This is a genomic window from Methylocaldum gracile (genome assembly GCF_053646815.1).
The window spans coordinates 773,618-799,401 of sequence record NZ_CM132196.1; the positions used below are offsets into that span (position 1 = coordinate 773,618).

Annotated in this window: 22 protein-coding genes; 10 read left to right on the forward strand and 12 right to left on the reverse strand. The window is 59.1% G+C overall.

Annotation, left to right across the window (positions count from 1 at the left end; genetic code table 11):
• The first annotated feature begins 69 nt into the window (after positions 1-69).
• The gene (gene dhaK / locus ACWJJK_RS03370; RefSeq protein WP_086135188.1) at positions 70-1,059 is read left to right on the forward strand and encodes a dihydroxyacetone kinase subunit DhaK; all 990 of its coding nucleotides are present in this window, start codon (positions 70-72) and stop codon (positions 1,057-1,059) included.
• 500 nt (positions 1,060-1,559) lie between these two features.
• Here dhaK and dhaL read toward each other — a convergent pair whose 3' ends face one another.
• A complete protein-coding gene (gene dhaL / locus ACWJJK_RS03375; protein WP_086135189.1) occupies positions 1,560-2,198 on the reverse strand; it encodes a dihydroxyacetone kinase subunit DhaL in 639 nt (212 codons plus the stop codon).
• A gap of 119 nt (positions 2,199-2,317) precedes the next feature.
• Here dhaL and ACWJJK_RS03380 point away from each other — a divergent pair, with 119 nt between their 5' ends.
• Together ACWJJK_RS03380 and ACWJJK_RS03385 are read left to right on the forward strand one after the other, a co-directional pair.
• Positions 2,318-3,109, forward strand: a complete 792-nt coding sequence (locus ACWJJK_RS03380; protein ID WP_077728404.1) for an HAD-IIA family hydrolase — start codon at positions 2,318-2,320, stop codon at positions 3,107-3,109.
• Positions 3,110-3,258: 149 nt separating this feature from the next.
• The gene (locus ACWJJK_RS03385; RefSeq protein WP_077728403.1) at positions 3,259-3,897 is read left to right on the forward strand and encodes a transaldolase family protein; all 639 of its coding nucleotides are present in this window, start codon (positions 3,259-3,261) and stop codon (positions 3,895-3,897) included.
• 24 nt (positions 3,898-3,921) lie between these two features.
• Here ACWJJK_RS03385 and ACWJJK_RS03390 read toward each other — a convergent pair whose 3' ends face one another.
• Both ACWJJK_RS03390 and uvrB read right to left on the reverse strand, forming a co-directional pair.
• A complete protein-coding gene (locus ACWJJK_RS03390; protein WP_143735050.1) occupies positions 3,922-4,110 on the reverse strand; it encodes a hypothetical protein in 189 nt (62 codons plus the stop codon).
• 116 nt (positions 4,111-4,226) lie between these two features.
• Positions 4,227-6,281, reverse strand: coding sequence for an excinuclease ABC subunit UvrB (gene uvrB, locus ACWJJK_RS03395; RefSeq protein WP_156880314.1), 2,055 nt, complete (start codon positions 6,279-6,281; stop codon positions 4,227-4,229).
• A 50-nt stretch (positions 6,282-6,331) separates the two neighbouring features.
• Between uvrB and ACWJJK_RS03400 the strand changes: the two genes are divergently transcribed.
• Together ACWJJK_RS03400 and ACWJJK_RS03405 are read left to right on the forward strand one after the other, a co-directional pair.
• Positions 6,332-7,516, forward strand: a complete 1,185-nt coding sequence (locus ACWJJK_RS03400; RefSeq protein WP_454128647.1) for a pyridoxal phosphate-dependent aminotransferase — start codon at positions 6,332-6,334, stop codon at positions 7,514-7,516.
• A gap of 256 nt (positions 7,517-7,772) precedes the next feature.
• The gene (locus ACWJJK_RS03405; RefSeq protein WP_454128648.1) at positions 7,773-10,139 is read left to right on the forward strand and encodes a PAS domain S-box protein; all 2,367 of its coding nucleotides are present in this window, start codon (positions 7,773-7,775) and stop codon (positions 10,137-10,139) included.
• A 21-nt stretch (positions 10,140-10,160) separates the two neighbouring features.
• On the opposite strand, the gene ACWJJK_RS03410 is transcribed toward ACWJJK_RS03405, so the two are convergent.
• From ACWJJK_RS03410 to ACWJJK_RS03430, 5 genes are all read right to left on the reverse strand, one after another.
• The gene (locus tag ACWJJK_RS03410) at positions 10,161-10,529 is read right to left on the reverse strand and encodes a hypothetical protein (RefSeq protein WP_454128649.1); all 369 of its coding nucleotides are present in this window, start codon (positions 10,527-10,529) and stop codon (positions 10,161-10,163) included.
• Positions 10,530-10,722: 193 nt separating this feature from the next.
• Positions 10,723-13,200, reverse strand: a complete 2,478-nt coding sequence (locus tag ACWJJK_RS03415; protein WP_454128650.1) for a spermine/spermidine synthase domain-containing protein — start codon at positions 13,198-13,200, stop codon at positions 10,723-10,725.
• A 2-nt stretch (positions 13,201-13,202) separates the two neighbouring features.
• Positions 13,203-13,940, reverse strand: a complete 738-nt coding sequence (locus ACWJJK_RS03420; RefSeq protein ID WP_156880204.1) for a protein-L-isoaspartate(D-aspartate) O-methyltransferase — start codon at positions 13,938-13,940, stop codon at positions 13,203-13,205.
• A gap of 227 nt (positions 13,941-14,167) precedes the next feature.
• Positions 14,168-16,033 (reverse strand): YVTN family beta-propeller repeat protein, encoded by a 1,866-nt coding sequence (locus tag ACWJJK_RS03425; RefSeq protein ID WP_454128651.1) that lies wholly within the window; start codon positions 16,031-16,033, stop codon positions 14,168-14,170.
• 38 nt (positions 16,034-16,071) lie between these two features.
• Positions 16,072-17,073 (reverse strand): multicopper oxidase domain-containing protein, encoded by a 1,002-nt coding sequence (locus tag ACWJJK_RS03430; RefSeq protein ID WP_454128652.1) that lies wholly within the window; start codon positions 17,071-17,073, stop codon positions 16,072-16,074.
• A 262-nt stretch (positions 17,074-17,335) separates the two neighbouring features.
• Between ACWJJK_RS03430 and ACWJJK_RS03435 the strand changes: the two genes are divergently transcribed.
• Positions 17,336-17,788 (forward strand): Rrf2 family transcriptional regulator, encoded by a 453-nt coding sequence (locus ACWJJK_RS03435; RefSeq protein ID WP_454128653.1) that lies wholly within the window; start codon positions 17,336-17,338, stop codon positions 17,786-17,788.
• Between the two features lie 20 nt (positions 17,789-17,808).
• Here ACWJJK_RS03435 and ACWJJK_RS03440 read toward each other — a convergent pair whose 3' ends face one another.
• Both ACWJJK_RS03440 and ACWJJK_RS03445 read right to left on the reverse strand, forming a co-directional pair.
• Positions 17,809-19,044 carry a competence/damage-inducible protein A gene (locus ACWJJK_RS03440; RefSeq protein WP_454128654.1) on the reverse strand — a complete coding sequence of 412 codons (1,236 nt, stop codon included), beginning with the start codon at positions 19,042-19,044 and terminating at the stop codon, positions 17,809-17,811.
• A 2-nt stretch (positions 19,045-19,046) separates the two neighbouring features.
• Positions 19,047-19,982 carry an AEC family transporter gene (locus ACWJJK_RS03445; RefSeq protein WP_454128655.1) on the reverse strand — a complete coding sequence of 312 codons (936 nt, stop codon included), beginning with the start codon at positions 19,980-19,982 and terminating at the stop codon, positions 19,047-19,049.
• 96 nt (positions 19,983-20,078) lie between these two features.
• Between ACWJJK_RS03445 and pyrF the strand changes: the two genes are divergently transcribed.
• The gene (gene pyrF / locus ACWJJK_RS03450) at positions 20,079-20,813 is read left to right on the forward strand and encodes an orotidine-5'-phosphate decarboxylase (RefSeq protein WP_454128656.1); all 735 of its coding nucleotides are present in this window, start codon (positions 20,079-20,081) and stop codon (positions 20,811-20,813) included.
• A gap of 37 nt (positions 20,814-20,850) precedes the next feature.
• Positions 20,851-21,804, forward strand: a complete 954-nt coding sequence (locus tag ACWJJK_RS03455) for an MDR/zinc-dependent alcohol dehydrogenase-like family protein (RefSeq protein ID WP_156880195.1) — start codon at positions 20,851-20,853, stop codon at positions 21,802-21,804.
• Between the two features lie 7 nt (positions 21,805-21,811).
• On the opposite strand, the gene ACWJJK_RS03460 is transcribed toward ACWJJK_RS03455, so the two are convergent.
• Positions 21,812-22,393 carry a DUF4124 domain-containing protein gene (locus ACWJJK_RS03460; protein WP_156880193.1) on the reverse strand — a complete coding sequence of 194 codons (582 nt, stop codon included), beginning with the start codon at positions 22,391-22,393 and terminating at the stop codon, positions 21,812-21,814.
• A gap of 174 nt (positions 22,394-22,567) precedes the next feature.
• Between ACWJJK_RS03460 and ACWJJK_RS03465 the strand changes: the two genes are divergently transcribed.
• Positions 22,568-23,293 (forward strand): sulfite exporter TauE/SafE family protein, encoded by a 726-nt coding sequence (locus ACWJJK_RS03465; RefSeq protein WP_454128657.1) that lies wholly within the window; start codon positions 22,568-22,570, stop codon positions 23,291-23,293.
• A gap of 21 nt (positions 23,294-23,314) precedes the next feature.
• The gene (locus ACWJJK_RS03470) at positions 23,315-24,256 is read left to right on the forward strand and encodes a sigma-54 interaction domain-containing protein (RefSeq protein WP_077728389.1); all 942 of its coding nucleotides are present in this window, start codon (positions 23,315-23,317) and stop codon (positions 24,254-24,256) included.
• 80 nt (positions 24,257-24,336) lie between these two features.
• Here the strand turns inward: ACWJJK_RS03470 and ACWJJK_RS03475 are convergent, their stop codons facing one another.
• The gene (locus tag ACWJJK_RS03475; protein ID WP_156880191.1) at positions 24,337-25,563 is read right to left on the reverse strand and encodes an argininosuccinate synthase; all 1,227 of its coding nucleotides are present in this window, start codon (positions 25,561-25,563) and stop codon (positions 24,337-24,339) included.
• Positions 25,564-25,784 lie beyond the last annotated feature (221 nt).

A 25,784-nucleotide genomic window follows, 5' to 3' on the forward strand; every position in this document is an offset into this window, starting at 1 on the left:
TTTCAGGCACGCTATCCAGGCCCGCGGGCCGCTTCAGTTAACGAGTTATCGAACGTCTTAAGGAATCCCATGAAGAAATTCATCAACACTGTCGAGAGTTTGCTGGATGAAAGCGGGCGCGGCTTTGCGCTGGCGCATGCCGATATCGTTCGCTTCAATCCGGAACCCCGCTATATGGTCCGCATCGCGCCGCGCGTACCGGGCAAGGTGGCGCTGATTTCGGGCGGCGGTTCCGGGCACGAGCCCTTGCACACCGGTTTCGTCGGTTTAGGCATGCTGGACGCGGCCTGTCCGGGACAGGTATTCACCTCGCCCACGCCCGATCAGATGCTCGCCGCCGCGGAGGCCACGGAAAACGGCGGCGGCGTATTGTTCATCGTCAAGAATTACGCCGGCGATGTCATGAATTTCGAGATCGCGGCGGAAATGCTCGACTGCCCCCACGAGACCGTACTGGTGCACGACGATGTGTCCATCCCCGAGCACCAGGGCATGGGCCGGCGCGGAGTGGCGGGCACGACTATCGTCGAAAAGATCGTCGGCGCGGCGGCGGAAGCCGGCATGGACCTGGCCGGCTGCAAGGCGCTGGGCGAGCGCGTGGTGCGGGCCACCGCATCCATGGGCGTCGCGCTGACCAGTTGTACCGTTCCGGCCCTGGGCAAGCCCACCTTCGAGATCGCCGACAATGAAATGGAAATGGGCGTGGGCATACACGGGGAGAAGGGCAGGGAGCGCATGGCTCTGGCGAGCGCTTCGGAAATCGTCGAGCACCTGACGCAAGCCATCGACGGCGAGCTGAAACCCGCCAAAGGCCAGCCGGCCCTGCTGCACGTCAACGGCTTCGGCGCGACGCCGCTGATGGAGCTTTATCTGGTCTACGATCTCGCTCGCCAGTTCTGGGATCAGCGCGGAGTGAGCATCGTCCGTTCGCTGGTCGGCAATTTCACCACGTCGCTGGACATGGCGGGCTGCTCCGTCACGCTGACTCTGCTGGACGAAGAGATGATCAGGTTGTGGGATGCGCCGGTACATACGGCGGCGTTGAGGTGGGGATGTTGAGAACGTTTTACTCCAAATCGCTTTCAATAAGGCATTCATTTTGTAGGAGGGGTAGAGCGAAGCGAAACCCATCGATGGTGGGGTAGGCCGCGAGGCCGTAACCCACCGAGCGGCCTCGAATCGGTGGGTTACGCTTCGCTAACCCACCCTACGATGAGTGTTCACTCGAATGCCGAATGGAATTAGGTCCTAATTGTGAAAAACGGCATCAAAATTACTGTATTGAGTTGGGATGCAAACCGATCATGGACAGATTGGGATGGTAAAGCACGCTACCAATTGGTGCCCCGGCTTGTGGAGTTTGGGCAGCAACCACGACTTGAAGCGAAGCGTCTGGCTCGCCGCATAATGGCCAGAGAGCTTGTATCTTTAACTCTTCCTTCTGACAAGGGCGTTGAGGGAATCCGGCACGTGCTCGAATCCCTGGGGGCAGAGGTAGAAATCAAGTGGCTATAAGCTGTAAGAAGGTTCCCGGGATACCTAACAAGCCGCGGAGGGGTCTACTGTGAGCTCTTCGCCAGCACGTCCCCGATCGCCCCGATGATCAACTGACTGGTCCTCGCCCCTGCATCGATATGGCCGCGGGCGCGTTCGCCGAGGAACGAGGCTCGTCCCTTGGTGGCGATCATGTCGCGGGTCGATTCGCAGCCTGCCCCGGCTACGCGGTTGACCGTTTCCAAAGCTTGCGGCAATTCCCAAGACTCTCGCGCTGCCTGTCGCAAAGCGTTCGCCACTGGTATCAAGACGTCGAGCATGGTTTTTTCGCCCAAATCGGCCTTGCCCCGCTGTTTGACCGATTCGACGCCCTGGCTGAAGGCTTCGGCCAGATTGGGTAGGTTCATGTCCTTGTCCCGCATGGCCTTGCTCATGGACAGAAAGAACGTGCCGTAGAGCGAACCGGAAGCCCCGCCCACGCTGCTCATGAGGCTCATGCCGATTTTCTGGAAGGCGGCGGACCAATCCATTCGCCCGAGCTCTTCCGCCAACGCGTCCAATGCGGCCAGGCCCCGCTGCAGGTTCGCGATATGATCGCCATCGCCGATCGCCTGGTCGAGTTCGGTGACTTCTTCGGCGTGTTCGCGGATGACGGCATCGGCAGCCTGGATGTAGGCCTTGATTTGAGTGGTGCTTGCTGACATGGGACTACTCTTCGGGGTTGTTTACGGTTTTTGAAAAGCGGCCAAGTATCGACGAGCCGGCCATCAAAGGGTAATTTAGGCGCGCTTCGATCGGCAATCCATAATCGAGAATCGATCTCATGACACTCAACGACATTCGCGCCCTGATCATCGATATGGACGGCGTGCTCTGGGAGGGCGATCGCCCGATGCCCGGACTGGTGGAGTTTTTCGAGACCCTGCGGGCCCGTGACATCCGTTTCGTATTGGCCACAAACAACGCCAGCAACACGCCGGAGCAGTACGTCGCCAAGCTCGCCCGCATGGGCGTTGGCGTCGACCGGGAGCAGGTGATCGGTTCCGGCCTCGCCGCCGCGCTGTATCTCAAGCAGCACGCGCCGGCCGGTGCCAAGGTGTTCCCCATCGGCGAGGACGGCGTGTGCCGGGCTTTGCTCGAAAACGGCTTCCGCCTGGCGGAACTCTACGAAAAGGATGCCGATTACGTGGTCTGCGGCCTGGACCGAACCCTGTCGTGGGACAAGCTGGCCACCGCCACCCTGAACCTTCGCGCCGGAGCGAAGTTTATCGGCACCAATCCCGACACTTCTCTTCCGACCGAGCATGGCATGACCCACGGCAACGGCGCGGTCTTGGCGGCCTTGCAAGCCGCCACGGGTATCGAACCCACCATCATCGGCAAGCCTGAGCCGATCATGTATCAACTGGCGATGGAGCGCTTGCAGGTGCCGCCCGAAGAAACCGTTGCCTTGGGCGATCGCCTGGACACCGACATCCTCGGTGCCGTGCGCGCAGGCATTCGGAGCATTTTGGTGCTTTCGGGCATTTCCACGCGGGCGCACTTGGCCGACCTCGATTATGCGCCGACCTGGGTGATGGAAGACATCCGCGAAGTCATCGGCGCGATTCAATAGAAAGCCAATCAGCACAGGCCGATGGCTGCGGTAGGTCGGCAATCCTTTGCCGACGAACCCTACGTCGGGAAAGGATTCCTGACCTACAACGGCCCAGCCATGGGAAGGCAATCCTTTGCCGATAGATTTAACCTTATGAGGAGAACACGATGTCCCTGTTTCTGGATTCAGCTTTCCCCGCCGACGCACGCCAGGCGATGACGCTCGGCTTCGTCGCCGGGATAACGACCAATCCGACCTTGATGGCGAAAGTCGACCGCAAGCCGGAGGATGTGATCGCCGAACTGGCCGACATTTGCCCCGGTCCGGTTTTTTATCAGCTGACCGCGCCGACCGTGTCCGAACGCGAGGCCGAAGCGCGGCGTTTCCTGGCCTTGAGGTCCAACGTGGCGCTGAAGATCGGGATGACCACCGAAAATCTGGTGCTGGCCGCGAAGTTCGCCAAAGAAGGCGTCAAGGTCGGCATGACTGCCAGCTACAGTGCCGCGCAGACGTATCTCACCTGCGAGGCGGGCGTGGCGTATTCGATCGCCTATGTGAACCGCAGCACGCGTCTTCAAGGCGACGGCGCGGCGCTGGTTTCGGAGATGCGTGAGGTGGTCGATGCCTGCGACACGCCGACCACGATTCTGGTCGCGAGTCTGAAATCCGCGAGCGAAGTGGTGCAGGCTGTGGTCGCGGGCGCTCATCACGTCACCATTCCTTTGCCCCTGTTACTCGAGATGGGCGATCATCCCCTGTCCGTTCAAGCCATCGAGGAATTCGGACGTGCGGTTCGCAATGCTTGAGGTCGCCGGCTTTCCGATATTCGATTACTCGGGGCGGCGGTCCCGGTTCTCCGGCGGAGCAGTCAGCGATTTCGCCAGCCGTTTGCAAGCCTTCAGTGCGACCTGGCGTAAGGCATAGGTCCTGGCGTAAGCGACCTTTCCGCTCGACCAGACCACGACACGGTATCCATCCAGAGTCCAATATAGCTCGATCGAGATGCTCGATTTGACCATGGAAATCAGCAACCAGAGTGCTGAGACGAAAGATAATGCCGGAAACTATGATTTGGATCGAATAACCCGAAACGCGTTTCTTTCTTACTGTCTTTGAGCGGCTTTTGAGCGTACGCCTATGCCCCGGAAAACACTTCCGCCTGAATCCGCCGAATTTCGTCGCGCAATCGTGCCGCTTCCTCGAATTCGAGTTCGCGGGCGTGGGTGTACATCTTTTCTTCGAGCTGCTTGATCAGCTTGGCGGCTTCCGCCGGTTTTACCGCGTGGTAGTCGGCGCCTTTCTCGGCCACTTTGGCCAGCTTCTTTTTCCCGGAACCCGTTTGTAAAGCGCCCGGTATCGGGACTTCCAGGATGTCCGTCACGCGCTTCGAGATACCGGTCGGGGTGAGGCCCGTTCGCTTGTTGTAGTCGATCTGCTTGGCACGGCGGCGTTCGGTTTCTTCGATCGCCCGCTGGATCGAGCCGGTGACCGTGTCCGCATAGAGGATTGCCTTCCCGCGAAGGTTGCGGGCGGCGCGGCCGATGGTCTGAATGAGCGAAACGGTAGACCGCAGGAAACCTTCCTTGTCGGCGTCGAGGATGGCGACCAGCGAGACTTCGGGGATGTCCAGACCTTCCCGCAGCAGATTGATGCCCACGAGCACGTCGAACCGACCGAGCCGGAGGTCGCGGATGATCTCGACGCGCTCCACGGTTTCGACGTCGGAATGGAGGTAACGCACGGCGATGTCGTGCTCGAACAGATATTCGGTCAAATCTTCCGCCATGCGCTTGGTCAGCGTGGTGACCAGCACCCGTTCGCTGCGGGCGATGCGCTCGCGAATTTCCGAAAGCAGGTCTTCCACCTGGCTCAGGGCAGGGCGTATTTCAACCTCGGGGTCCACCAGGCCGGTAGGCCGCACCACCTGCTCGATGACGGCTCCGGAATGCTTGAGTTCGTACGGTCCCGGCGTCGCCGAAATGTAGATGCGCTGCGGCGAACGGGCCTCGAACTCCTCGAACTTGAGCGGCCGGTTATCCAGGGCGGAGGGTAGGCGGAAACCGTACTCCACCAGCGTTTCCTTGCGCGAGCGGTCGCCCCGGTACATGGCGCCGAGCTGCGGAATGGTGACGTGGCTCTCGTCGATCACCAGCAAGGCATCGGCCGGCAGGTAATCGAACAGGGTGGGCGGGGGTTCGCCCGGCGCGCGGCCGGAGAGATAGCGCGAATAGTTCTCGATGCCCGAGCAATAGCCGACTTCCAGCATGATTTCGAGATCGAACAGCGTGCGCTGCTCCAGCCGCTGGGCTTCCACCAGCTTGTTCAAAGACCGCAGCTCCTCCAGCCGTACCTTGAGATCGGCCTTGATCTGATCCACGGCTTCCATGATTTTTTCCCGCGGCGTGACGTAATGGGTCTTGGGATAGACCGTGTAGCGGGCGATGCGGGAAATGATCTCCCCAGTCAGGGGATCGAACAGCGATAGCCGTTCGATCTCGTCGTCGAACAACTCGATGCGCAGCGCCTCCCTTTCGGATTCCGCCGGAAACACGTCTATCACATCGCCCCGCACCCGGTAGGTGGCGCGGCGCAGCTCGGTTTCGTTGCGGGTGTATTGCAATTCGGCCAGGCGGCGCAGGATCGTCCGCTGATCGATCATGTCCCCGCGCACCAGATGCAGCACCATGCTGAAATAGGAGGCCGGCTCGCCCAAGCCGTAGATTGAGGACACGGTCGCCACGATGATCGTGTCGCGCCGCTCGATCAGCGCCTTGGTGGCCGACAGGCGCATCTGCTCGATATGCTCGTTGAGCGAGGCGTCCTTCTGGATATAGGTATCGGAAGCCGGGACGTACGCTTCTGGCTGATAGTAGTCGTAATAGGAAACGAAGTATTCCACGGAGTTTTCCGGGAAAAATTCCTTCATTTCCCCGTAAAGCTGGGCGGCCAGCGTCTTGTTCGGCGCCAGGATCAGCGTCGGGCGCTGCACGGCCTGAATGACATTGGCGACGGTGAAGGTTTTTCCGGAACCGGTGACGCCCAAGAGAGTCTGGTGTAACAAGCCGTCGCCGAGACCTTCGATCAGTTGCCGGATCGCTTCCGGTTGATCGCCGGACGGCTTGAATTGGCTATGAAGATCGAAACTTTTTCCCCTGGTGGGATTCAGGGGCAAGGTTTCATCGAGTATCATTTTTTGGGGCATAAAGCCTGACCTATTTGATCAATCTTTAACTCGACACAATGAACATCAAACTTTCCGACCGCGTACAGTCGATCAAACCCTCTCCTACCTTGGCCGTGACCGCGAGAGCGGCCGCCATGCGCGCCGCCGGCAAAGACATCGTGGGCCTCGGAGCCGGCGAGCCGGATTTCGATACCCCCGAGCATATCAAACAGGCCGCCATCAAGGCCATTCAGGACGGTTTCACCAAATATACGGCGGTCGACGGTACGCCCGGCCTGAAGAAGGCGGTGGTTGCAAAGTTCAAGCGGGAAAACGGCTTCGACTACGACGTCAGGCAAGTGTTGGTATCCTGCGGCGGCAAGCAGAGCTTTTACAATCTGGCGCAAGCGCTTTTGAATCCGGGCGACGAAGTCATCATTCCCGCGCCGTACTGGGTGTCCTACCCGGACATGGTGCTCTTGGCAGGCGCCGTCCCCGTCATTATCGACGCGCCGCAGTCGCAGAAGTTCAAAATCACGCCCGCCCAACTCAAGGCGGCGCTGACGCCGAAAACCCGGTTGTTCGTGATCAACAGCCCGTCCAACCCGACCGGCATGGCGTACAGCGAAGCGGAGCTCAAAGCCCTCGGCGAGGTGTTGAAAGACTATCCGGGCGTGGTCGTCGCCACCGACGACATGTACGAGCACATCGTCTGGAAGGCCGGCAGCTTCTGCAATATTCTCAATGTCTGCCCGGAGCTGTACGACCGCACCGTGGTCTTGAACGGCGTATCCAAAGCCTATTCCATGACCGGCTGGCGCATCGGCTATGCGGCGGGACCCGCGAAGCTGATCGAGGCGATGACCAATATCCAGTCGCAAAGCACATCCAACCCCACGTCCATCTCCCAGGTGGCCGCAGAAATCGCTTTGACCGGCGATCAGTCCTTTATCGGCGAGATGGTCAAGGCCTTCAAGGAACGGCACGATTACGTGGTGAGCGAGTTGAACAGCATTCCCGGCGTATCCTGTCTCGAAACCGACGGGACCTTCTATGTCCTTCCCAATGTGCAAGGCGTGATCGATCGCATGCCGGGAATTTTCGACGACTTGGGTCTATCGGAGCATCTCATCGAGCACGGCGGCGTCGCCGTGGTTCCGGGCTCCGCTTTCGGCGCTCCGGGTCATGTGCGCCTCTCCATCGCCACCAGCATGGCCAATCTTCAGAAGGCCATGGAGCGGCTGAAGATCGGTTTGACTTAAATCTTGGCTTTCGTGCCTTGGCCGCGGCAAGGATGCTGTTTCCAAGGCGCTAAACGTTCATTTTCTTGAACTCGGCGGATAGGCGGCTTAGTCGACTATCCAGGGTTCACTGGCGGGCGATGAGTGATGCGAGCGATTCGCCGGCCGAACCGTGTTAACATCGGGCCGACGATGCGGATTGCCCGGCATGGCCGCTGCCCGGGTGCGATATCCGCTAACCGGAATCTCGCCGTTTGATGGAGACAGGATTCTCGTCATGGTTCACTCCAAGCTCTCGTTCGTATCGGCGTATGCCCTATCGTTCGGCGCGACGGTTGCCGTAGCGCTGGCCATATTGCTCCTGCGCCAATCGTATCAAGGCGCGCCCATAGTGATGCCCTTTCTGCTGCCGGTGCTAATAGGCGCTCTTTACGGCGGATTCGGCCCAGGTCTGCTGGCCACGTTATTGGGCGCCGTGCTGGGTACTTATCTCACGGTAACTCCGGTCGGTTCGCCGAGGGGCGAGGGGACTGGCGAATGGATTCCGCTAGGCGTTTTTGTCGTAGTGGGACTTGCCATCGTCCTATTGGTCCGTTTATGGCGAACCGCGCTCGTGCGGCGCGAGTCGCAGGTGCGACAGCGATTGGAAGACGAGATTTTCAGACGCCAGCAGGCCGAAGAACAGCTCCGCGTCGAGCGCGATCGTTTTGTCGTGACCTTGACCAGCATCGGCGATGCGGCCGTCGTCACCGATACCGGGGGTCTTATAGAACTGTTCAATCCGACTGCGGAATCGCTGACCGGATGGACTCAGGATGAAGCGCGCGGCCAGCCACTGGAGAACGTGTTTCGCGTCGTTAACGAGGAGACACTCAAACCGATCGAGAACCCCGTCGAAAAGGTACTGAGAACCGGCACCGTCGTCGGTCTCGCGAATCATACGGTGCTGATTGCGAGAGACGGACGGAAAATTCCGATCAGCGACAGCGCTGCGCCCATACGAGGCATGGATGGCCGGTTATTGGGCGTGATTCTGATTTTTCGGGATGTCACTGAAAGCCGCCGCGCGGAGGCTGCTCTCGCCGAATCGGAGGCGCTCTATCGTGCGATCGGCGAGTCGATCCCTTTCGGAGCCTGGATCTGCGAGCCTAACGGCGATATCCGCTACTTGAGCGATTCGTTCTTGAAAATGACCGGGATGACGCTGGACGAGTGCATACACGTCGGTTGGACCTCGCGTGTGCATCCGGAGGATCTGCAGCCCATCCTGGATCATTGGAGGCACTGCGTCAAAGCCGGCTGCTTCTGGGATTACGAATATCGTATCCGGAGCGCGGAAGGCTCTTACCGCCGCATTTTGAGTCGCGGCGTCCCGATCCGGAACGCCGAAGACAAGGTGACAGCCTGGGCGGGCATGAATCTCGACATCACCGAAATGAAAAAGCTACAGGATGAGCTGATCCGTAAGACCGAAGAGTTGACTGCCGCGGACCGGCAAAAGGATGAATTCTTGGCCACGCTAGCGCACGAAATGCGCAACCCGCTGGCGCCGATCATGAGCGCCGTACAGATCCTGCATCGGACCAGCGGCGACGGACCGCAGTACGCTTGGGCCAGAGATGTCATCGAGCGGCAGACGAAGCATCTCACCCGACTGGTCGACGATTTGTTGGACGTGTCCCGCATCAGCCGCGGAAAGGTCACCTTGAACAAGCAGCCGCTGGAACTGGCCACCATCGTCAACCACGCCATGGAAACGAGCCGGCCGCTGATTCAGGCTCACGGCCACAGCATCAGCCTATCCCTGCCTTCCGAGCCGGTCTGGATCGAAGGCGACCTGATCCGAATCGCGCAAGTCGTATCGAATTTGCTCAACAATGCCGCCAAATATTCCGAGCCGAACAGACAGATTTGGCTGACGGCGACAACGGAGAACGAACAGGCCGTCATCCGGGTGCGGGATGCAGGTGTCGGGATCAGTCCGGAGGTGTTGCCCCGCATTTTTGACCTTTTCGCCCAAGCCGACCGTTCTTTGGATCGTGCGAAAGGTGGGTTGGGCATCGGGCTCAGTCTCGTGAAACAACTGGTCGACTTGCACGGCGGCAGTGTCGAGGCAAAGAGCGAGGGTATCGGCAAGGGTTCCGAATTTGTCGTCCGGTTGCCGTTGCTATCCGACAAGCCGGCGGAGCAGTCGACAGCGAAGCCAGCGGACGATACCGATGCGGAAAAACGCGCCGCGCTGCGCGTGCTGGTGGTTGACGACAATGCGGATGCCGTCGAGGGATTATCTTTGCTGCTCGAGCTGGAAGGGTGCGAGGTCGAGCGGGCGCCGGATGGTCCTACAGCTCTCGCGATTGCGCAGAGATTCGCTCCGGATGTGGTCTTGCTGGATATCGGGCTGCCCGTGATGGACGGCTGCGAAGTGGCGCAAAAGTTGCGCGCCATGCCTCAGAACCGGCAGGCCCTGTTGATCGCCATCAGTGGCTACGGCCAGGATCAGGACCGTTACCGCTGCCTCACGGCCGGTTTCGACCACCACTTCATCAAGCCGGTGAGGCTGGAGGACATTACCCGCGTGATTGCCGAGCATCGGCTGAGGAAGCCGGATACCGGGTCACAGATCAAGACTTCGAGTTGCCAGTGATCGGATCATGGACGACATCGGTCATGGCAGATATTTGATCAGCCGAGCCTGGATTCGCGTCATGGGAACCGTGTTGATCCCTCCCGCCTGATGTCCGCCGATGTTGCCGCCGGCAAACAATATGACCACATCGCCGTAATGGTAGGGCGGTCCGAAGAGGACGGCATCGGCACCGGCCGCTTTGGCTCGATCGACGATTGCGTCCACGGTCTCCCGGTCGGCACGGGCCGTAATCTCCGCGATTTCGATGAACGCCCTGTCTTCGGGCCAGGAATCCAGAATATCGATCTCGGCCGTGGGGGGATAGATCCGGCTGGTCAAGGGCTCCTCGCGTAATATCGGTGCGCAGCCGGCCAGCAATGACATGGCGATGACAAGCGGATACTTCATGACAGAACCTCGCGTCCTTGCGAAGCTTGGGCTTCGTATCGGCAAAACATGAATTCAATGAAAAAAACCGCCTCTCATCCTTGAAGCAAAGCGGCGGATACATTCCTATCCGAATCTTAGACGTGACGGAAAGACTTGGGTTCCTGAGCGTGGCCCGGACCGGCCGAAACGCCAGAAAGCCGGTGCGTCGATCTCAACCCCGGTGGGGCGCCGCAAAACCCGCCAGTCCGTAAAGCGACAAGGCGGCGACCAATAACCAGAACTGACCGACGTGAATGGCCAATACCGTGGCCAGAATGGCGGCGATGACCGATGCGCAGCCGTTGATTCCGAAAGCCCAGGGAATCAGCCGCTCCGCCTCGACCGCCAGCCGCGAAAGCCCAAGCGGAAAAGGCATACCCATAAAAAACGCCAACGGCGCGATCAAGGCGAGGACGACCGTCACTTTGATAGGGGCGGGAAGGGCAATGGATGCATCAAACAGCGATGGTAGCGTTAAGAAATAAACCGCGGAGACGGCAATAATCGCTTTGGTAGCCCGAGAAATATGCATTCCGGCCTGTTGGGGCGTAATCCTCGCCGCATATCGGCTTCCCAGTCCAGCGAAGATCAGAAATCCTGCGAGGACCCCCGCCACGGCATAGAGCGGATGGCCAAGGTAAAGAATGAATTTCTGTATGTAAACGATTTCCGTAAACATGAATGCCAAGCCGATCGCGAAGAAATAGCCGAAAACCGGGGATCGCCGGCTATTCTTCGCCCCGCCGTCGCTCCGATGCATCAAGACCCCGAGCGGGGCCAGGATCAGCAAGGTACTGATGATCACCGATTGGAGCAGCGTTGCCAGCAGGATCGGATAGCCCATGTCGAGCAGCGAAAGTCCTCCCGACCCTTTCAGCTTGAAGGCTTCCGCTAAAAGCGGCCATTTGAAGAAGTGAAAGAAATACGGCCGACTGTCGGTGGCTGGACGGACATCGAACTTGTAGCGCTCTGTAAACGATTCCCGTTCGGGACTCAGCAAGGCCGTCGCCGCTTCGAAGAAATAAGGTTCTTTCAACTGGTTGTGGACATTGGCTTGCTGCGCTTCGATTCCGGGGTAGTAAGCAAGGTCGAATGAGCGTTCGTCGCAGAACTGCCGCAGCGCGGCGATCTGCGGATCGGAAATTTCGCCGTTCTTGATCAACAGGGTGCTGGTCTGCCAGCCGCGGATCCAGATCAAGCGCCGTTCCGGCGCGCTCACGCCGGGACGCGCCAAGGCATCGGCAGCGGTCGCGAACAGCTTGATCTCGTCCCGGGGCGGCAGGCGGACCCAGCGGGTGATGGCCAGAAAACCGCCGGATCTCAAGTGCGCCAAATAGGCTTGCAGGGCCTTAACCGTATAAAGATAGCTTTCATTCAGCGCATAGGAACCCGCCGACGAGGTGTTGAAGGCGTCCAGCAAGGCGATTTGAATCAAATCGTAATGCTCCGCCGACGCGGCGACGAAACTCCTCGCCTCGGCCGCATGTACGCGAACCGAGGGCTGACCGTAAACCTGCCCGGCAAAATCGGCAAAATCGCGGGATACCAGGTCGATCATTTGCGGATTGAGTTCCACGGCGTCGATGCGTTCCGCATCGTGATAGATCGCCTGAAGCACCTCGCTGCCCCCTCCCGCGCCCAAAACGAGGACTTTCGGCTTCCGAGGCAACAGGTGATACGGCAGGGCGGACGGCACGTAATCGAGAAAAGCGAGCCTGCCTCGGCTTCCATCCCAACGATTGATGGCGCTCATGCCTTCGCCGTCGGTAAACACCGCCAGTTGCTCCGGCACCGGAACCGGGCTGTTCAGGCTGAGCCCCGGCGCATGGCGGAACGGTACTTCGGGGCTGCGCACCACGCTGAGCAGCCCGAGCGGGCTGGAACGTTCCTCGATTCGCTCCGCTCCGGACACGCGCAATGCCTGGGAGAGGCTTTTGTATTCCACCGGCCGGAGTTCCACACCGCTCCAATGAACCAAAAGCCACAAAGCGGCAATCACGGCAATTAAAGGCGCGATCAGTTCGCGGCGGCGCATCCCCAATGCGATCCAGGCCAAGGACGCGGCCGCAAATCCCACTCCGCTCGCGAGGACCAGCGCATTCAACGGAAACACCAGGAACAGCATAAGAACGACCGCCAAAGCGCCTGTTCCCGCTCCCGAGAGATCGGCCGCATAGGTGCGGCCGATCGTCGCTTTGTAGCGCTGGAAGGTCAGGCCGATGCAGTTGGCCGCGAAAAAGAAGGGCGGCGTCAGGATAAGGTAGATCAGAACGAGATGCCCCCACTCCCGCGGACTCCAAAGCACTTCCAGCGCATTGAAGGGCACTTGCTGCGCGGCCAGAAAGCACAATGTCGCGCTCAAGCCGAACAAAGCCGCGTTGAGAACGAATGCGGCGCCGAAACGGGGCAACAAGTATTCCCGTGCGAGCGTCAGGAACGTTCCGCTCGCGCCGTAGCCGAGCAGCGCCAAGCTGATCATCATGTAGGCAAAGTGATGCCATTGGATAACGGAAAAAAGCCGCATCAAGAGGATTTCATAGACCAGCGCCGCAGCCGAAATCAGCGAAACCGAGAGCAAGAGCAGCCGCGGCGGCGCTTCATGGCGCGCGCGCTCCTCGTCGCGGCGAGATTCGATCGCGGAATCGGCCATGTCTAATGAGCGCCAGTCAAAGGCACGAATTGCACCGGCACGATCTGCCGAGTCGAGATCTTGCCCTGTTCGCTCTTCTCGACGAGCACCAGATACTGCAACAGGAATTGTCCGCCGACCGGTATGATCATGCGGCCGCCCGGCTTGAGCTGTTGCACCAGCGGCGGCGGAATTTGCGTGGGGGCGGCGGTGACGATGATGGCATCGAAAGGCGCGTGTTCCGGCCAGCCGTAATAGCCGTCGCCGGTCTTGGTCTCAACCTTGGCGTAGCCCAGCCGTTTCAGACGTTCCGTCGCCATTTGGGTCAATTCCGGCACAATCTCGATGGAGTAGACCCGCTCGGCCAATTCCGCCAGGACGGCCGCCTGATAGCCGGAACCGGTGCCGATTTCGAGCACCGTGTCATCCGGTTTGACCCGCAGCAGATCGGTCATCAGCGCCACGATGAAAGGCTGGGAAATCGTTTGTCCGTAACCGATGGGCAAAGGCCGGTTCGCATACGCGATACTGCGCAGATCCTCGCTCACGAACTCGTGCCGGGGAACCTTCCCCATGGCGGCCAGGACTTGGGCGTCCAACTCGGTTTTGCCGATTTCGCTGCTGACCCAGCGTGTTTCGCGCCGGATTTCATCGATCAGAGCCTGGCGTTTGGCGGCATATTCGTCGGCGTGAGCCGCTGTGCCGAAGAGTCCGATGCACAGCAGCGCGACCGAGAATCTCAGACGGCGAGTGAAAGGCATCACTGAATCTCCTCCTGACGGATCGCCCGATCATACCGTTAGAGAGGGCTCGTGAGTCTTGGTATCCGTGAAAGTTGGAATAAAGTCGAGTCTGCGGCCGAATCCGCGACTCGGGGTAGCGTGTGAAGGGATGTCGTCGAAACGAAAAGACGCCCGCTCAAGCGCCATAGTGTCGCTTGAGCGGGCGGAGAGCTCCTAACTTTGGAAAAAGAGGAACCGTTTCCGGATCAGTGCTTGCCCTCCGATTGCACCATCTTTCCGGATAATTCAATTCCGCGTTGAGCGGTCGTCAGAGCGCCCAGCCAAGACTCGACCTCGGCGCTGAGCTGGCCGGAGCCCGACAGTTTGGCGGTTTGCTCGATCCATCCGTGATCGGCGACGGGCAGCGGCAGGACGCCTTGGCCGCCCATGCCGTTGTTGCCGACGATATCGGCATCCTTGACGTCGGCGAGCATCACGCGGCCGGCGACTTCAAGCTTGTCCATGTCGACCACGATGAGGTCGTTGGCGAACTTGCTGGCGACATAGGCGTAGTAGCCACCGCCTTTTTTCATGCCGAAGTTGACGCCATGGCAGCCCGGCTCGCAGGGCAGGCTCTTGACCACCTTGTGAGTCGACGTGTCGGTGATGGTAATGGTTGCGCTCAGAGTGTTGGCCGTGACCACGTATTTTCCGTCCGGGCTGATCGGGGTCTGGATCGGCAGCAAGCCATACGCCTCGCCTGTCGTCTTGCCGCTGATCGGATCGTAATCCGCAGCGAGATCGATGTCCTTGATCTTCTGCTTGCTCTTGATGTCGATCACGCTCAGGGTGCTGAGCAGCGGCGGTGTCCCGAGCAGGTTGGCTACATAGGCCTTGTCGGTCGCGTCGCCCCAGATGGCGATGGGAATCACGCCGACGTTCGGCACGGTGGAGGCCTGGCCGCTGTCCAGATCGACGATGGATACGGAGCCCGCCAAGGCATTCGGCGTCAGCGCGTATTTGCCGTCATGGGTCACGTGATGGCCATGGGGTCCGGAGTTCGGGCCAGTGTTAACGCTGTCCTGAGCCGTCGGGTGCTTGCCTCCGGTCAGCTTCAATACGCGGTCTTCGCCGTTGAGTGCCACGGTCAGGCTGTCATCCGACGGTCGCGACATGACATGAGAAGGCGATTGGCCGACCGTCAGAGCGCCGTAAATCTGTCCGGTTTCACGGTCGAAGGTGACCAAGCGCTTATCGAACCATTCGGTTTGATAGATGTACTTGTAGGACCTGTCCGTCCACATGTTGTGAGGATTGTTCATATTGATGTCGACGCCCTTGACCTTTTTCTTGATGGTCCAGTTCGCTGCGTCAACTTGTGTGGCGGAACCCGGCTTGCTCTTGCCCTTGATGGTCTCGAACTGAGCGTTCACCCAGACCTCGCCGACACCGGGCGTAGCCGGATTGGACAACTTGTTCGGCATGGATACGTTCAGCGCATCCAGGCTGATGACGGTTCCGCCCAGATTCAGGGGGATGGACGGGAGCTTTAGGTCCCAGTTCGGTTTGGAATAGTCACGCCAGAGCGACGGCGTGGTGGCAACGAAGAAGGTCCGAAGCAGCTTCTTGGCGATATCGCTGGTGGTCGGCACTTTTGCCCCGGTGACGAGCTGGATTTCGCTGCCCAGATCCAGCCCTTCCGTATTGGGGTCATCCACTACGACGGCGCCAAACATGTAGGGATGGACCTTGCAGGTAAATACGTACAGGCCGGGTTTATCGAACGTTTGTGTGACGCTGGCGCTCGACGGCTTGTCCTGGTCGACCGGGAACTTGGCGGCGCCGGGCTGCCACAACAGGCTGGTAATCGTGTGTTCGGCGTTGACGTCGGTCATCTTGATCAAGACCGCGTCGCCGGGTTTGACCACGACCAGGCTGTCGCCATCCGTCGGGTCTTTGAACCACCGACCGGGCTCGTCGGTCATTTCCAGCGCGCCGACCGGCATGACGCCCGGAACGCTGAGAATGACGTCGTCTTCGGACGAGGCTGTTTCGGCGCTCACGATGGGCGTCAAGCTCATGGTTCCGAGACTCACGGCAATGGCGGTGGTCAGTTTGCGAAACTTATTCATATTCATAACCTCTTGTTTTGATGTGATTTTGATAGAGCTTACTTGACGACTTTGAAGTCACCCATCATGCCGGCCTGCATGTGCTGGATGACATGGCAGTGGAAGTGCCAGTCGCCGGTGCCGACGCCTTCGCCGGCTTGGACGACGAACGTGTCGCGGCTGATCGGTCCGATGTTGACCGTATCGACGACATGGGTGGTGCCGGGGTTGAGCCAACGGTGCCCGTGCAAATGGAAGGTGTGGAAGGCGGTTCCCAGCCCGATCACGTGGAAGCGGACTTTCTCGCCGAGACGCGCGCCCACCGTGGGATTGGTCCACAGCGGAACCTGCTTGCCCTTGAGGATGTTATTGACTTCCATCCCCCAGAATGTCGTTTCGTGCATCCACAGGATGAACTCGCGTTTGATATCGCCGACATTCACATCCTCGATCTTGCCGTTGATGAGTGCCGGCACCTTTCCGCTACGCGGATTGACGATCAGGGTGCCGAACAGTCCCTTGTCCTCGGCTCCGAGCATGGGATTGCCGAAGGTGTGGTCGTGATACGGCCAGGTGCCCGCGGTACCCGGCGCTGCGGTCCATTTGTAGGTGTACGGCTTGCCGGGGAAGGCGGCTTCGTCGGCAACGCCGTTGAGCATCTTCATCGTGCCGTCGCTGCGGATATCGAAATGCACCCCGTGCACGTGCAGGCTGACGGGCTGATCGGTGTTGGGGATGCCGTTTTCCAGGGTGATTTCCGCAACATCGCCCTCGGTCATGACGATGGCAGGGCCCGGAATGGTCGGCTTGTCGCTGTACCGCGCAGTGACATCCTCGGTTTGGCCACCAGCAGTCTGGATCTTATGGCTCACCATCTGATAGCCGAATTGCCCGGACGGTAAGGGGGCGGCACGCAAGGTGATGCGATGGGTGCTCCCCGAAACCGAATCGGTTTTGGCAGGGACATACTCCGCTTGCGCGATCGGGATAAAAAAGATCGCCAACAGCAAAGGTGATGAGAGAAACGATGACGTTCGTCGGAGAATACACGAGAGACTCATAGTCACACTCCTAATAAAGGGTTCCAGTCCGTTTCCGGACCTGACGTCGGCCCAAAAAATTGATGCATCTCTTATGGCATCTTGTTTATCATGCATATCAAATACATGATTACGGTTCTAATGTATCGCACATGCATGTTTATATTTCAAGACGGCATGACCGAAAAAGTCAAGAAATTATTGAGTCGATACTTGTGTGCCGCATTTGCCTTAAGCCAATCGGTATCGTAAAACGGCTCTAATTGTCCATTCGAGGTGCTAAATGCAGCTGACCCGTTACACCGATTACGGTTTAAGAGTGCTGATGTATGTCGGCATACACACTGAACGCATGGTGACTATCGCCGAGATCGCCAGCGTGTTCGATATGTCTCACAACCATTTGATGAAGGTCGTTCAGGAGCTGTCCGCAAAGGGCTATGTCAAGAGCACGCGCGGAAAGCATGGCGGGATAGAGCTCGGACGCCCTCCCGAGGAGATCAATATCGGCGAAGTCGTACGCCACATGGAGAGCAACTTCCACGTTGTGGAATGCCTTGATCCCGGACGCAGTTTGTGCCGAATCATTCCGGGCTGCACCCTGAAAAAGGTGCTTCAGGAAGCGGTCTCGGCCTTTCAGGAAGTTCTGAATCGGTATACGTTGGCGGATCTTCTTAAGAATCGCGCCGTGCTGAACCGATTGCTGACCGAGCGACGAGTCGTCAGCAGGGCTTGAGACGGCCGCTTTGTGCCAAATTACAAGGCGTGGAAACCTGGTTTTTTCTGGAAATACCGACGCAAGAGATCGAAACTAAGCGCCGTGGCGGTGGATTGTTTACGTGCGGTACCGCCGCCTATAGTCCGCGTTTGCCGCCAGACGCCATCGGGAGCCGCAAGGATGAAATGGATTTCGATCGTTGCGGTTTCGTCGTGTAGCTTGTCGCGGGCGTAGTACGCGATTTGAGCAAGCGCATGATCCGCGCCTTGCTCCCGTAGACGCGGGGCAATCCATGCTGCGGCCTGGGCAAGATCGTCGGACGGCTCCACTCCGAAATATCGGCACAGGCCGGCCGAATCCGGGATCACGACCGCTCCGCGGAACCAGGGCTCGCCGGCGCAGCGGTTGGCCAGCTTGCCTCCGCTCAGAGTTTCGACGACATGAAGCGTCGACCCGCGCGCGGCGAGTTCGCGGCCCACCACCGAAGCTATGTCGTTTTCCGCTTCCCCCGAGCCGCCGATCGAAAATACTGCATCCCCGATTGCGTCGGCGGCGCGTTTTGCGATGTCGTTGATCTCGGTCTCGGAGAAATCGGCGGGAAACAGCAGCTTGACCTGGTTTTCCGGTCCTCCGGCGCGAAAGCCGAGTTTTACCTCGGGCGGCAAGGCGATTCGATCGAGACGCTCCTGTAGACTCGATTCGCCCATGCCCACAGTGTTCAATACCACCAGCCGCGCCGGACACAACCGAAAGCGACGGCGCAGATCCGGTTCGATCCAGCGACGGAACATCGCCTTCATCTCGCCGGGCACGCCGGGCATGAAGACGAAGCGGCAGCGGCCGGCCGTGAGGGCGAAGCCGGGAGCGGTGCCCCAAAGATTGTCGAGACGCTCCGAGCCGCGCGGGAGGAGTGCCTGCTTCCTGTTGACGTCCGGCATAGCGCGTCCGAATCGCATGAAATAAGACTCGACCTGAGCCAGCGCATCTTCGTCCAGTTCGAGGGGCGGGCCGAAAGCCTGGCTGACTGCTTCGGCGGTGAGATCGTCGCAGGTCGGTCCCAATCCGCCGGTACAAATGCAAAGATCGGCGCGCCCGGCGATTTCGCGGAGCAGATCGACCAACGCTTCCAGCCGGTCGCCGACCGCGGTATGCCGGGCCACGTCAAACCCCAGGGCGGTCAACTTTCGCGACAGCCAGGCCGAATTGGTATCGGTGATTTCGCCGGTGACGACTTCATCCCCTTGCGAAAAGATTTCTGCGACAGGTCTTTGCATGATCAATGTCCGGAATGTATGGCAGCCACCCGATGATGCCAGAAGGGTAGGGAGACCATGGCGAAGAGCGTGGTCAGCGAGACGGCCAGGGCGTAGAACGAGGTGTCGAGGCGGTAGCGGTCGCAATAAACGACGCCGAGCAGCATGCTCGGCATGGCGGCCTCCAGCACCAACGCAGTCAGGGTATCGCCCTCGAATCCCAGGGAGAGTCCCAATCCCAGACCGAACAACGGCATGGCGCCCATTTTGGACGCCACGACAAGCGAAGCGAGCGGCAGGTTACGGCTGTGCCAGGAATTCCAGCGCAGGCCGAGTCCCAGTGAAATCAGCATGAGAGGCACGACGGCCGCAGACAAGCCCATCAAAAACCGCTCCATCCAGGCGGGTTGCGCCACGCCCGCGAAATTCAGGCCTAGTGCGACCGCCGCGGCCCAGAGCGGCGGATTGAGCAGCAGAGAGCGGAGCATCGAATCGTTTTCAGAATTCGTCGTACCGTAATGCCGGGCGATCAGGATACCGAGAGTAAAAACCAGCGGCATGGATGCGAACAAATCGATTTGAATGACGATGGTGCGTGCCCACGCACCGAAGGTCTGCTCCAGCACGGGAAGCCCCATGTAAGTCACGTTCGAGAAAGCGATGCTCAGCATCGCGGCGCCCAGGCGTGGCGGAGCCAGCCTGACGATTCGGGCAGCCAGCCAGGTGATGGCGATGCCGAACAGAATGATTCCCGCGCCGAACAGCGAGATCTTCAGCGTTTCGATACCTAAATCGGCCGTCCACAGCACGGAAAGCACCAGCGACGGCAACAAAAGATGGAACACCACAGCGGTCAGCACCAAGCGAGTTTGATCGGCATCCAGGCCGCCAGGCCGTATAATGCGCCACATTGCGCCGCACAGGATCAATACGGCCATCTGCATCAGCACGGAAACCATTCGCGACTCCTGGGTTCGAGGAGGCGTTATTCTAGCAATCGCAGTGCCGACACCGAGACCACAGCGGTCGAACGACCCGGAAAAAGAGGAACAGCCATGACCGACACCCTTTCGAAGAAACCTATCCCTCCCCGAGACCGCCTCATCATGGCGCTGGACCTGCCGAGCATGACCGAAGCCAAGGACCTGGTGGAAACCTTGGGCGATTCGGTGAGTTTTTACAAAATCGGGCTGGAACTGTTCATGGCCGGCGACTACTTCGAATTGATCGAATGGCTCAAGAAGCGGGGCAAGAAGATCTTCGCCGACCTCAAGTTTTTCGACGTGCCGGAAACGGTTGCGCGGGCAGTTAGAGCCCTGAGCGCCCATGGCGTCGAATTCGCCACCGTGCACGGCAACGATGCGATCATGGAAGCCGCTGCGAAAGCCAAGGGCAATCTCAAGATTCTGGCCGTCACGGTATTGACCAGCCTCGATCAAGGCGATCTCAGGGATCTCGGCTTCGAGTGCGACGTGCAGCGCTTGGTTCTCTCCCGCGCCCGGCGCGCTTTGGCCTTGGGCTGCGACGGCGTGATTTCTTCGGGCCTTGAGGTTCCCGCATTGCGGCGGGAGATCGACGAAAAGCTGCTGGTCATTTCACCCGGCATTCGTCCCGTGGAAAACCGTCCGACGGACGACCAGAAGCGGGTCGTGACGGTCGAGCAAGCCTTCTTGAACGGCGCCGATTACATCGTCGTCGGCCGCCCGATACGGGATGCGGACAATCCGCGCGAGGCGGCGGAAAAGGTGCAGGCGCAGATCGAAAACGTGTTCAGAAGGGTGGCGAGTTAAAACGTCAGCTCTGGCTTGTCGTCTCGCGAGTCCCGCTATGCAAGCCCTTTGGCTGGAAGACAGACGGCTCTCCATTCGTAACGATCTTTCCATTCCCGTCCCGCCCGCAGGCGAGGCGCTGGTTCGGGTGCGGCTCGCGGGCATCTGCGGCACGGATTTGGAGTTGGTGCGGGGTTATTATCCTTACGCCGGCATTCCCGGACATGAATTCGTCGGCGAAGTCGCCGACTCGCCCGATGGTACGCTCATAGGCTGCCGGATAGTCGGTGAAATCAATGTCTCTTGCGGAGAGTGCGAGATCTGCCGGCGAAATCTTCCTACCCACTGCGCGCGCCGTACCGTGCTCGGTATCCGCGATCGGCGCGGCGCATTCGCCGAATATCTCACCTTGCCTTTGCGGAATCTGCATCGGGTGCCGGACACCGTGCCGGATGAGGCGGCGGTCTTTGCCGAACCACTCGCCGCGGCGCTGCAAATTCAGCGGCAAATATCGATAAATGCCGGCGATCGAATATTGTTGATCGGAGCGGGCCGATTGGGACAGCTCATTGTTCAGACGCTGACGCTTACCGGCTGCGATTTGTGCGTTTCGGCGCGACATCCCCGGCAGAAAGCGCTGCTTCTGAGTCGGGGAATCCGGTTGATTGCCGAAGACGAGATTCCCGCTCGACATTACGACATCGTCATCGAGGCGACCGGTTCGCCGGCCGGTTTCGATCTTGCCCGGCGCGCCGTCCGCCCGCGCGGCACGCTGGTGTTGAAATCGACTTATCGGGACAGCGTAAACGTGAATCTTTCTTCCTTGGTCGTGGACGAGATTTCGCTGCTCGGTTCTCGCTGCGGTCCTTTCGACTCGGCCCTGCGCTTGCTGGAGCAGAAAGCCGTTGATCCCTCTCCGTTGATCGATGCGGAATATTCTCTAGCTCGTGCGGTCGAAGCCTTCGAATTGGCCAAGAGGCCGGGCGTCCTTAAGGTACTGATCCGTCCATAGTCGACTATTAGCGGCGGTGGACGCTTCCCGGAACCACTATCGGATATGGCGCGATCGGGATATGCCTTGCGGCCTCGACCTTCCGGCGTGCCCGTTCCAGTTGATCTTGCTGGGTTTGAATCGTTTCGTCTTTCGATTCCAAAGCTTGCTGCAAGCGGGCCTTCTCCTCCCGATATCTTTCCTTCAGCCGTTCCATGTCCTGCCCGCTCGGAGACCTGAATTCGGACGCCTTCCTGCCGCTCAATAGGGCGGCGCGATGAGCGAGCAAGTCCAAAATCAACTCTTGCTTGGCCGCAGGCGTCAATTCGTACTCCGGTCCCAAACCGGCCGGCATCTTCTTTATTCGATCCATTTCCCGATCGATCCGGCGCAAATGGTCCTTGGCGAGATTTCGGCAGACTGCGTCGATCGGGCCTTTATAAACGTTTCGCTGCTCGTCCTCGGCCGGAGTCGCATTCATGCCCGCGGGTGGATGATAGCCGTAGCGGACAGTGCCCGAATTATCCGTCCAACGATAAAGAGTCGCGGCTCCTGCCGGCGTGGCCTGACTCGCGAAAAGAAAATAAACAGCAGCAAAACGCAGTTTCATGGAATTTCTCCTGCGATGGCAGTTCTTAATCTGACTGTGGGACCCCCGATTCGCTCCCGTCGACTCGCCTGAACGTTGCCTGACGAAGGGCTCTCCAGGATACGCGCCGAGGCAGCTTATCGTTAAGCCCGATCTGTTATACCTATAAGTTTTTGTGCTATCGTTCGCCCCCTTATGCACCATCTCGAAACCGCGTTCAGCACGTCCTATCTCGTAGCCCTGCTGATGGGGCTTTTCAGTTCCCTGCATTGCTTAGGGATGTGCGGTTCCATCATCGGTTCGCTGACCCTGAGTTTGAGGCGGGAAATCCGCGAGCAAAAATCCCTGCTCATGCCCTTCGTATTCAGCTACAACTTGGGGCGCATAGCCAGCTACTCGTTGGGGGGGCTGCTTGCGGGTCTTGCTCATCATGTTCTCAGTATGCCGCTCGGAGAAGGGCACGGGCATCGCATCTTGCAAATCATATCCGCACTGATCATGGCCGGAGCGGGTCTGCATATCGCCGGCTGGTTTCCGCGATTCGCTTACATCGAGAAGGCCGGCGGAATCATCTGGAAAAGAATCGAGCCTTACGGCCGGCGCCTGATCCCGGTGGAGACCTTGCCCAAGGCTTTCATCTTCGGCATGATTTGGGGTTGGCTGCCGTGCGGTCTGGTCTATACCGCGTTGGCGCTCGCCGCGACGACCGGAGATGTGGTGCGCAGCACCTTCACCATATTGGCGTTCGGCATAGGTACTTTGCCTGCCGTCATGGGCGTCGGTATAATGACCTCGTTAATGGTGCGGTTGTCCAATATGAAGAAATTTCGCCAGGCGGCAGGGGTCACTCTGATTGTCTTGGCCCTATTGGCGGCATTCCCTTGGCTCAACCCCATGGTTCGCCATACAATAGGTTCCTAAAAGAAGGAGGAGGGTGAGATTATGTTTGAGAAGCTGATCGGCCAATCACCGAATTTCGAGGCGTTATTGCGCAGCGCCAGAATGATTGCCGCGACCGACGTGACTGTTTTGGTCGTCGGAGAGACCGGTACCGGCAAGGAGGTGCTGGCGCATGCTTTGAAAGAACATAGTCCTCGTGCAAATAAACCTTTCATCACGCTGAATTGCGCCGCACTTCCCGAGGCGTTGGCCGAGTCGGAATTGTTCGGGCATCGCAAAGGCTCGTTCACCGGTGCGGTGAATGGTCAAACCGGCCGTCTTCAAGCCGCTGACGGGGGTACCGTATTCCTCGACGAAGTCGATTCTCTGCCCATGGCTCTGCAGGCGAAGTTCCTGCGTTTCCTCGAGACCGGCGAGATTCAGCCGGTCGGCGAAACCCATACGTTGAACGTAGACGTCCGGATTATCGCCGCGACCAATGCCAATCTTCAGGAAAAGATTGCGCGGGGAGAGTTCCGTAAAGACCTCTATTACCGTCTCAACGTCGTTCCGATCGAGATACCGCCGTTGCGCGAGCGCATGGGCGACATCCAGTTGCTGCTGCAGCACTTTATGATGCAGTTTGCCGAAGAGCATAAGCTTCCGGAGGCTTCGTTCAGCAAGGCGGCTCTCAGCCGGCTTGCAACTTACTCCTGGCCTGGCAACGTCAGAGAACTTCGCAATGTGTGCGAGCGACTGTCCATCCTGCTGGCCGGGCGGACTATCGATGAGGGCAATCTGCCTCTGGAGATCGTCAATAGGGTGCCGTCGCAGAAGCCGGTATTTGACTTGCCTGAGCTGGGCATCGATCTGGAAAAAGTCGAGATGGATCTGATTCGCCAGGCCTTGGCGCGGACCAATGGCAACCGCAGCCGCTCGGCCCGGCTTTTGGGAATCTCACGGGATACTTTGCTTTATCGCATGCAGAAATACGGAATCAGCTAAGAGACATTTTCCTGGGCGGTCTCACTCTCCCGCCCAACGGAATTCTTAAAGCCCGCGGTAAGACCACGGGCTTTTTTCGTTTAGACGAACTTCAGACCTTTTTTCGCAGCAATCCGCATGCGTAAGGCATTGAGTTTGATGAACCCTTCCGCGTCTTTCTGGTTGTACGCGCCGCGATCGTCCTCGAACGTGGCGATGCTCATGTCGAACAGGCTGTTGCTGTCGGACTTGCGGCCGACGACGGTCACATTGCCTTTGTAAAGCTTCACTCTGACTTCGCCGTTCACTGCCGCCTGCGAGGCGTCGATTAGTTCTTGCAGCATCAGACGTTCCGGGCTCCACCAGTAGCCGTTGTAAATTAGGCTGGCATAGCGGGGCATCAGTTCGTCCTTCAGATGTGCTACTTCGCGGTCCAGCGTGAGGGATTCGATGGCGCGATGGGCTCTGAGCATGATGGTGCCGCCCGGTGTTTCGTAGCAGCCGCGGGACTTCATGCCGACGTACCGGTTTTCGACGATATCCAAGCGGCCGACGCCGTTAGCGCCGCCCAGTTGGTTGAGCTTCGCCAGGATTTGTGCGGGTGAGAGCGATTCGCCGTTGATAGCTACGATGTCGCCGCGCTCGTAACTCAGCTCGATATAGGTCGGTTTGTCCGCTGCTTTTTCCGGGGACACGGTCCAGCGCCACATGTCTTCCTCGGGTTCGGCCCATGGATCTTCGAGAATGCCGCCTTCGTAGGAGATGTGCAGCAGGTTGGCGTCCATGGAATAAGGCGATGCCTTGCCACGTTTCATTTCGATCGGAATGCCGTGCCGCTCGGCATAGGCCAGGAGCTTCTCGCGCGAATTCAGATCCCATTCCCGCCAAGGGGCGATGATCTTGATGTCGGGCCGCAGCGCGTAAGCGCCCAATTCGAACCGGACCTGATCGTTGCCCTTACCGGTAGCGCCGTGGGCGATGGCGTCGGCCCCGGTCTCGTTGGTGATTTCGATGAGACGCTTGGCGATCAAGGGTCGGGCAATCGACGTTCCCAAGAGGTATTCGCCTTCATAGATCGCATTGGCGCGGAACATCGGGAACACGAAATCCCGGGCGAATTCCTCCTTGAGGTCGTCGATGTAGATTTCTTTGATGCCGAGAGCCTGAGCTTTGGCACGCGCGGGCTCCAACTCCTCGCCCTGGCCGATGTCCGCGGTGAAGGTGACGACTTCGCAGCCGTAGGTCTCCTGCAGCCACTTGAGGATGACAGAGGTGTCGAGCCCGCCGGAGTAGGCAAGGGCGACCTTTTTTACAGTCTGGTTGGACATGATGTTCCCGTTGCGTGAAGAAGAGAAAAACGGCGAGATTATAACGTTGTCGCGAAGCTCGCGCAGCGTGAGGCTACGGATTTCGAACGTTTCGAGAGGTCAAGGTTCGGATGACCTCGGATGAATTTTTCTGCTATCCCGATCTGACGGTCCCGTGAGAGTAGGCGACCAACAGCGATCGTCTGGGAAATCCCGCGTTGATCGCGGAGCTGCTGTCGTGT

Excerpts from the sequence above, each read along its gene's own strand:
- dhaK (WP_086135188.1), top strand. The coding sequence starts at position 70 with ATGAAGAAATTCATCAACACTGTCGAGAGTTTGCTGGATGAAAGCGGG.
- dhaL (WP_086135189.1), bottom strand. The coding sequence starts at position 2,198 with ATGTCAGCAAGCACCACTCAAATCAAGGCCTACATCCAGGCTGCCGAT.
- ACWJJK_RS03380 (WP_077728404.1), top strand. The coding sequence starts at position 2,318 with ATGACACTCAACGACATTCGCGCCCTGATCATCGATATGGACGGCGTG.
- ACWJJK_RS03385 (WP_077728403.1), top strand. The coding sequence starts at position 3,259 with ATGTCCCTGTTTCTGGATTCAGCTTTCCCCGCCGACGCACGCCAGGCG.
- ACWJJK_RS03390 (WP_143735050.1), bottom strand. The coding sequence starts at position 4,110 with ATGGTCAAATCGAGCATCTCGATCGAGCTATATTGGACTCTGGATGGA.
- uvrB (WP_156880314.1), bottom strand. The coding sequence starts at position 6,281 with ATGATACTCGATGAAACCTTGCCCCTGAATCCCACCAGGGGAAAAAGT.
- ACWJJK_RS03400 (WP_454128647.1), top strand. The coding sequence starts at position 6,332 with ATGAACATCAAACTTTCCGACCGCGTACAGTCGATCAAACCCTCTCCT.
- ACWJJK_RS03405 (WP_454128648.1), top strand. The coding sequence starts at position 7,773 with ATGGTTCACTCCAAGCTCTCGTTCGTATCGGCGTATGCCCTATCGTTC.
- ACWJJK_RS03410 (WP_454128649.1), bottom strand. The coding sequence starts at position 10,529 with ATGAAGTATCCGCTTGTCATCGCCATGTCATTGCTGGCCGGCTGCGCA.
- ACWJJK_RS03415 (WP_454128650.1), bottom strand. The coding sequence starts at position 13,200 with ATGGCCGATTCCGCGATCGAATCTCGCCGCGACGAGGAGCGCGCGCGC.
- ACWJJK_RS03420 (WP_156880204.1), bottom strand. The coding sequence starts at position 13,940 with ATGCCTTTCACTCGCCGTCTGAGATTCTCGGTCGCGCTGCTGTGCATC.
- ACWJJK_RS03425 (WP_454128651.1), bottom strand. The coding sequence starts at position 16,033 with ATGAATAAGTTTCGCAAACTGACCACCGCCATTGCCGTGAGTCTCGGA.
- ACWJJK_RS03430 (WP_454128652.1), bottom strand. The coding sequence starts at position 17,073 with ATGAGTCTCTCGTGTATTCTCCGACGAACGTCATCGTTTCTCTCATCA.
- ACWJJK_RS03435 (WP_454128653.1), top strand. The coding sequence starts at position 17,336 with ATGCAGCTGACCCGTTACACCGATTACGGTTTAAGAGTGCTGATGTAT.
- ACWJJK_RS03440 (WP_454128654.1), bottom strand. The coding sequence starts at position 19,044 with ATGCAAAGACCTGTCGCAGAAATCTTTTCGCAAGGGGATGAAGTCGTC.
- ACWJJK_RS03445 (WP_454128655.1), bottom strand. The coding sequence starts at position 19,982 with ATGGTTTCCGTGCTGATGCAGATGGCCGTATTGATCCTGTGCGGCGCA.
- pyrF (WP_454128656.1), top strand. The coding sequence starts at position 20,079 with ATGACCGACACCCTTTCGAAGAAACCTATCCCTCCCCGAGACCGCCTC.
- ACWJJK_RS03455 (WP_156880195.1), top strand. The coding sequence starts at position 20,851 with ATGCAAGCCCTTTGGCTGGAAGACAGACGGCTCTCCATTCGTAACGAT.
- ACWJJK_RS03460 (WP_156880193.1), bottom strand. The coding sequence starts at position 22,393 with ATGAAACTGCGTTTTGCTGCTGTTTATTTTCTTTTCGCGAGTCAGGCC.
- ACWJJK_RS03465 (WP_454128657.1), top strand. The coding sequence starts at position 22,568 with ATGCACCATCTCGAAACCGCGTTCAGCACGTCCTATCTCGTAGCCCTG.
- ACWJJK_RS03470 (WP_077728389.1), top strand. The coding sequence starts at position 23,315 with ATGTTTGAGAAGCTGATCGGCCAATCACCGAATTTCGAGGCGTTATTG.
- ACWJJK_RS03475 (WP_156880191.1), bottom strand. The coding sequence starts at position 25,563 with ATGTCCAACCAGACTGTAAAAAAGGTCGCCCTTGCCTACTCCGGCGGG.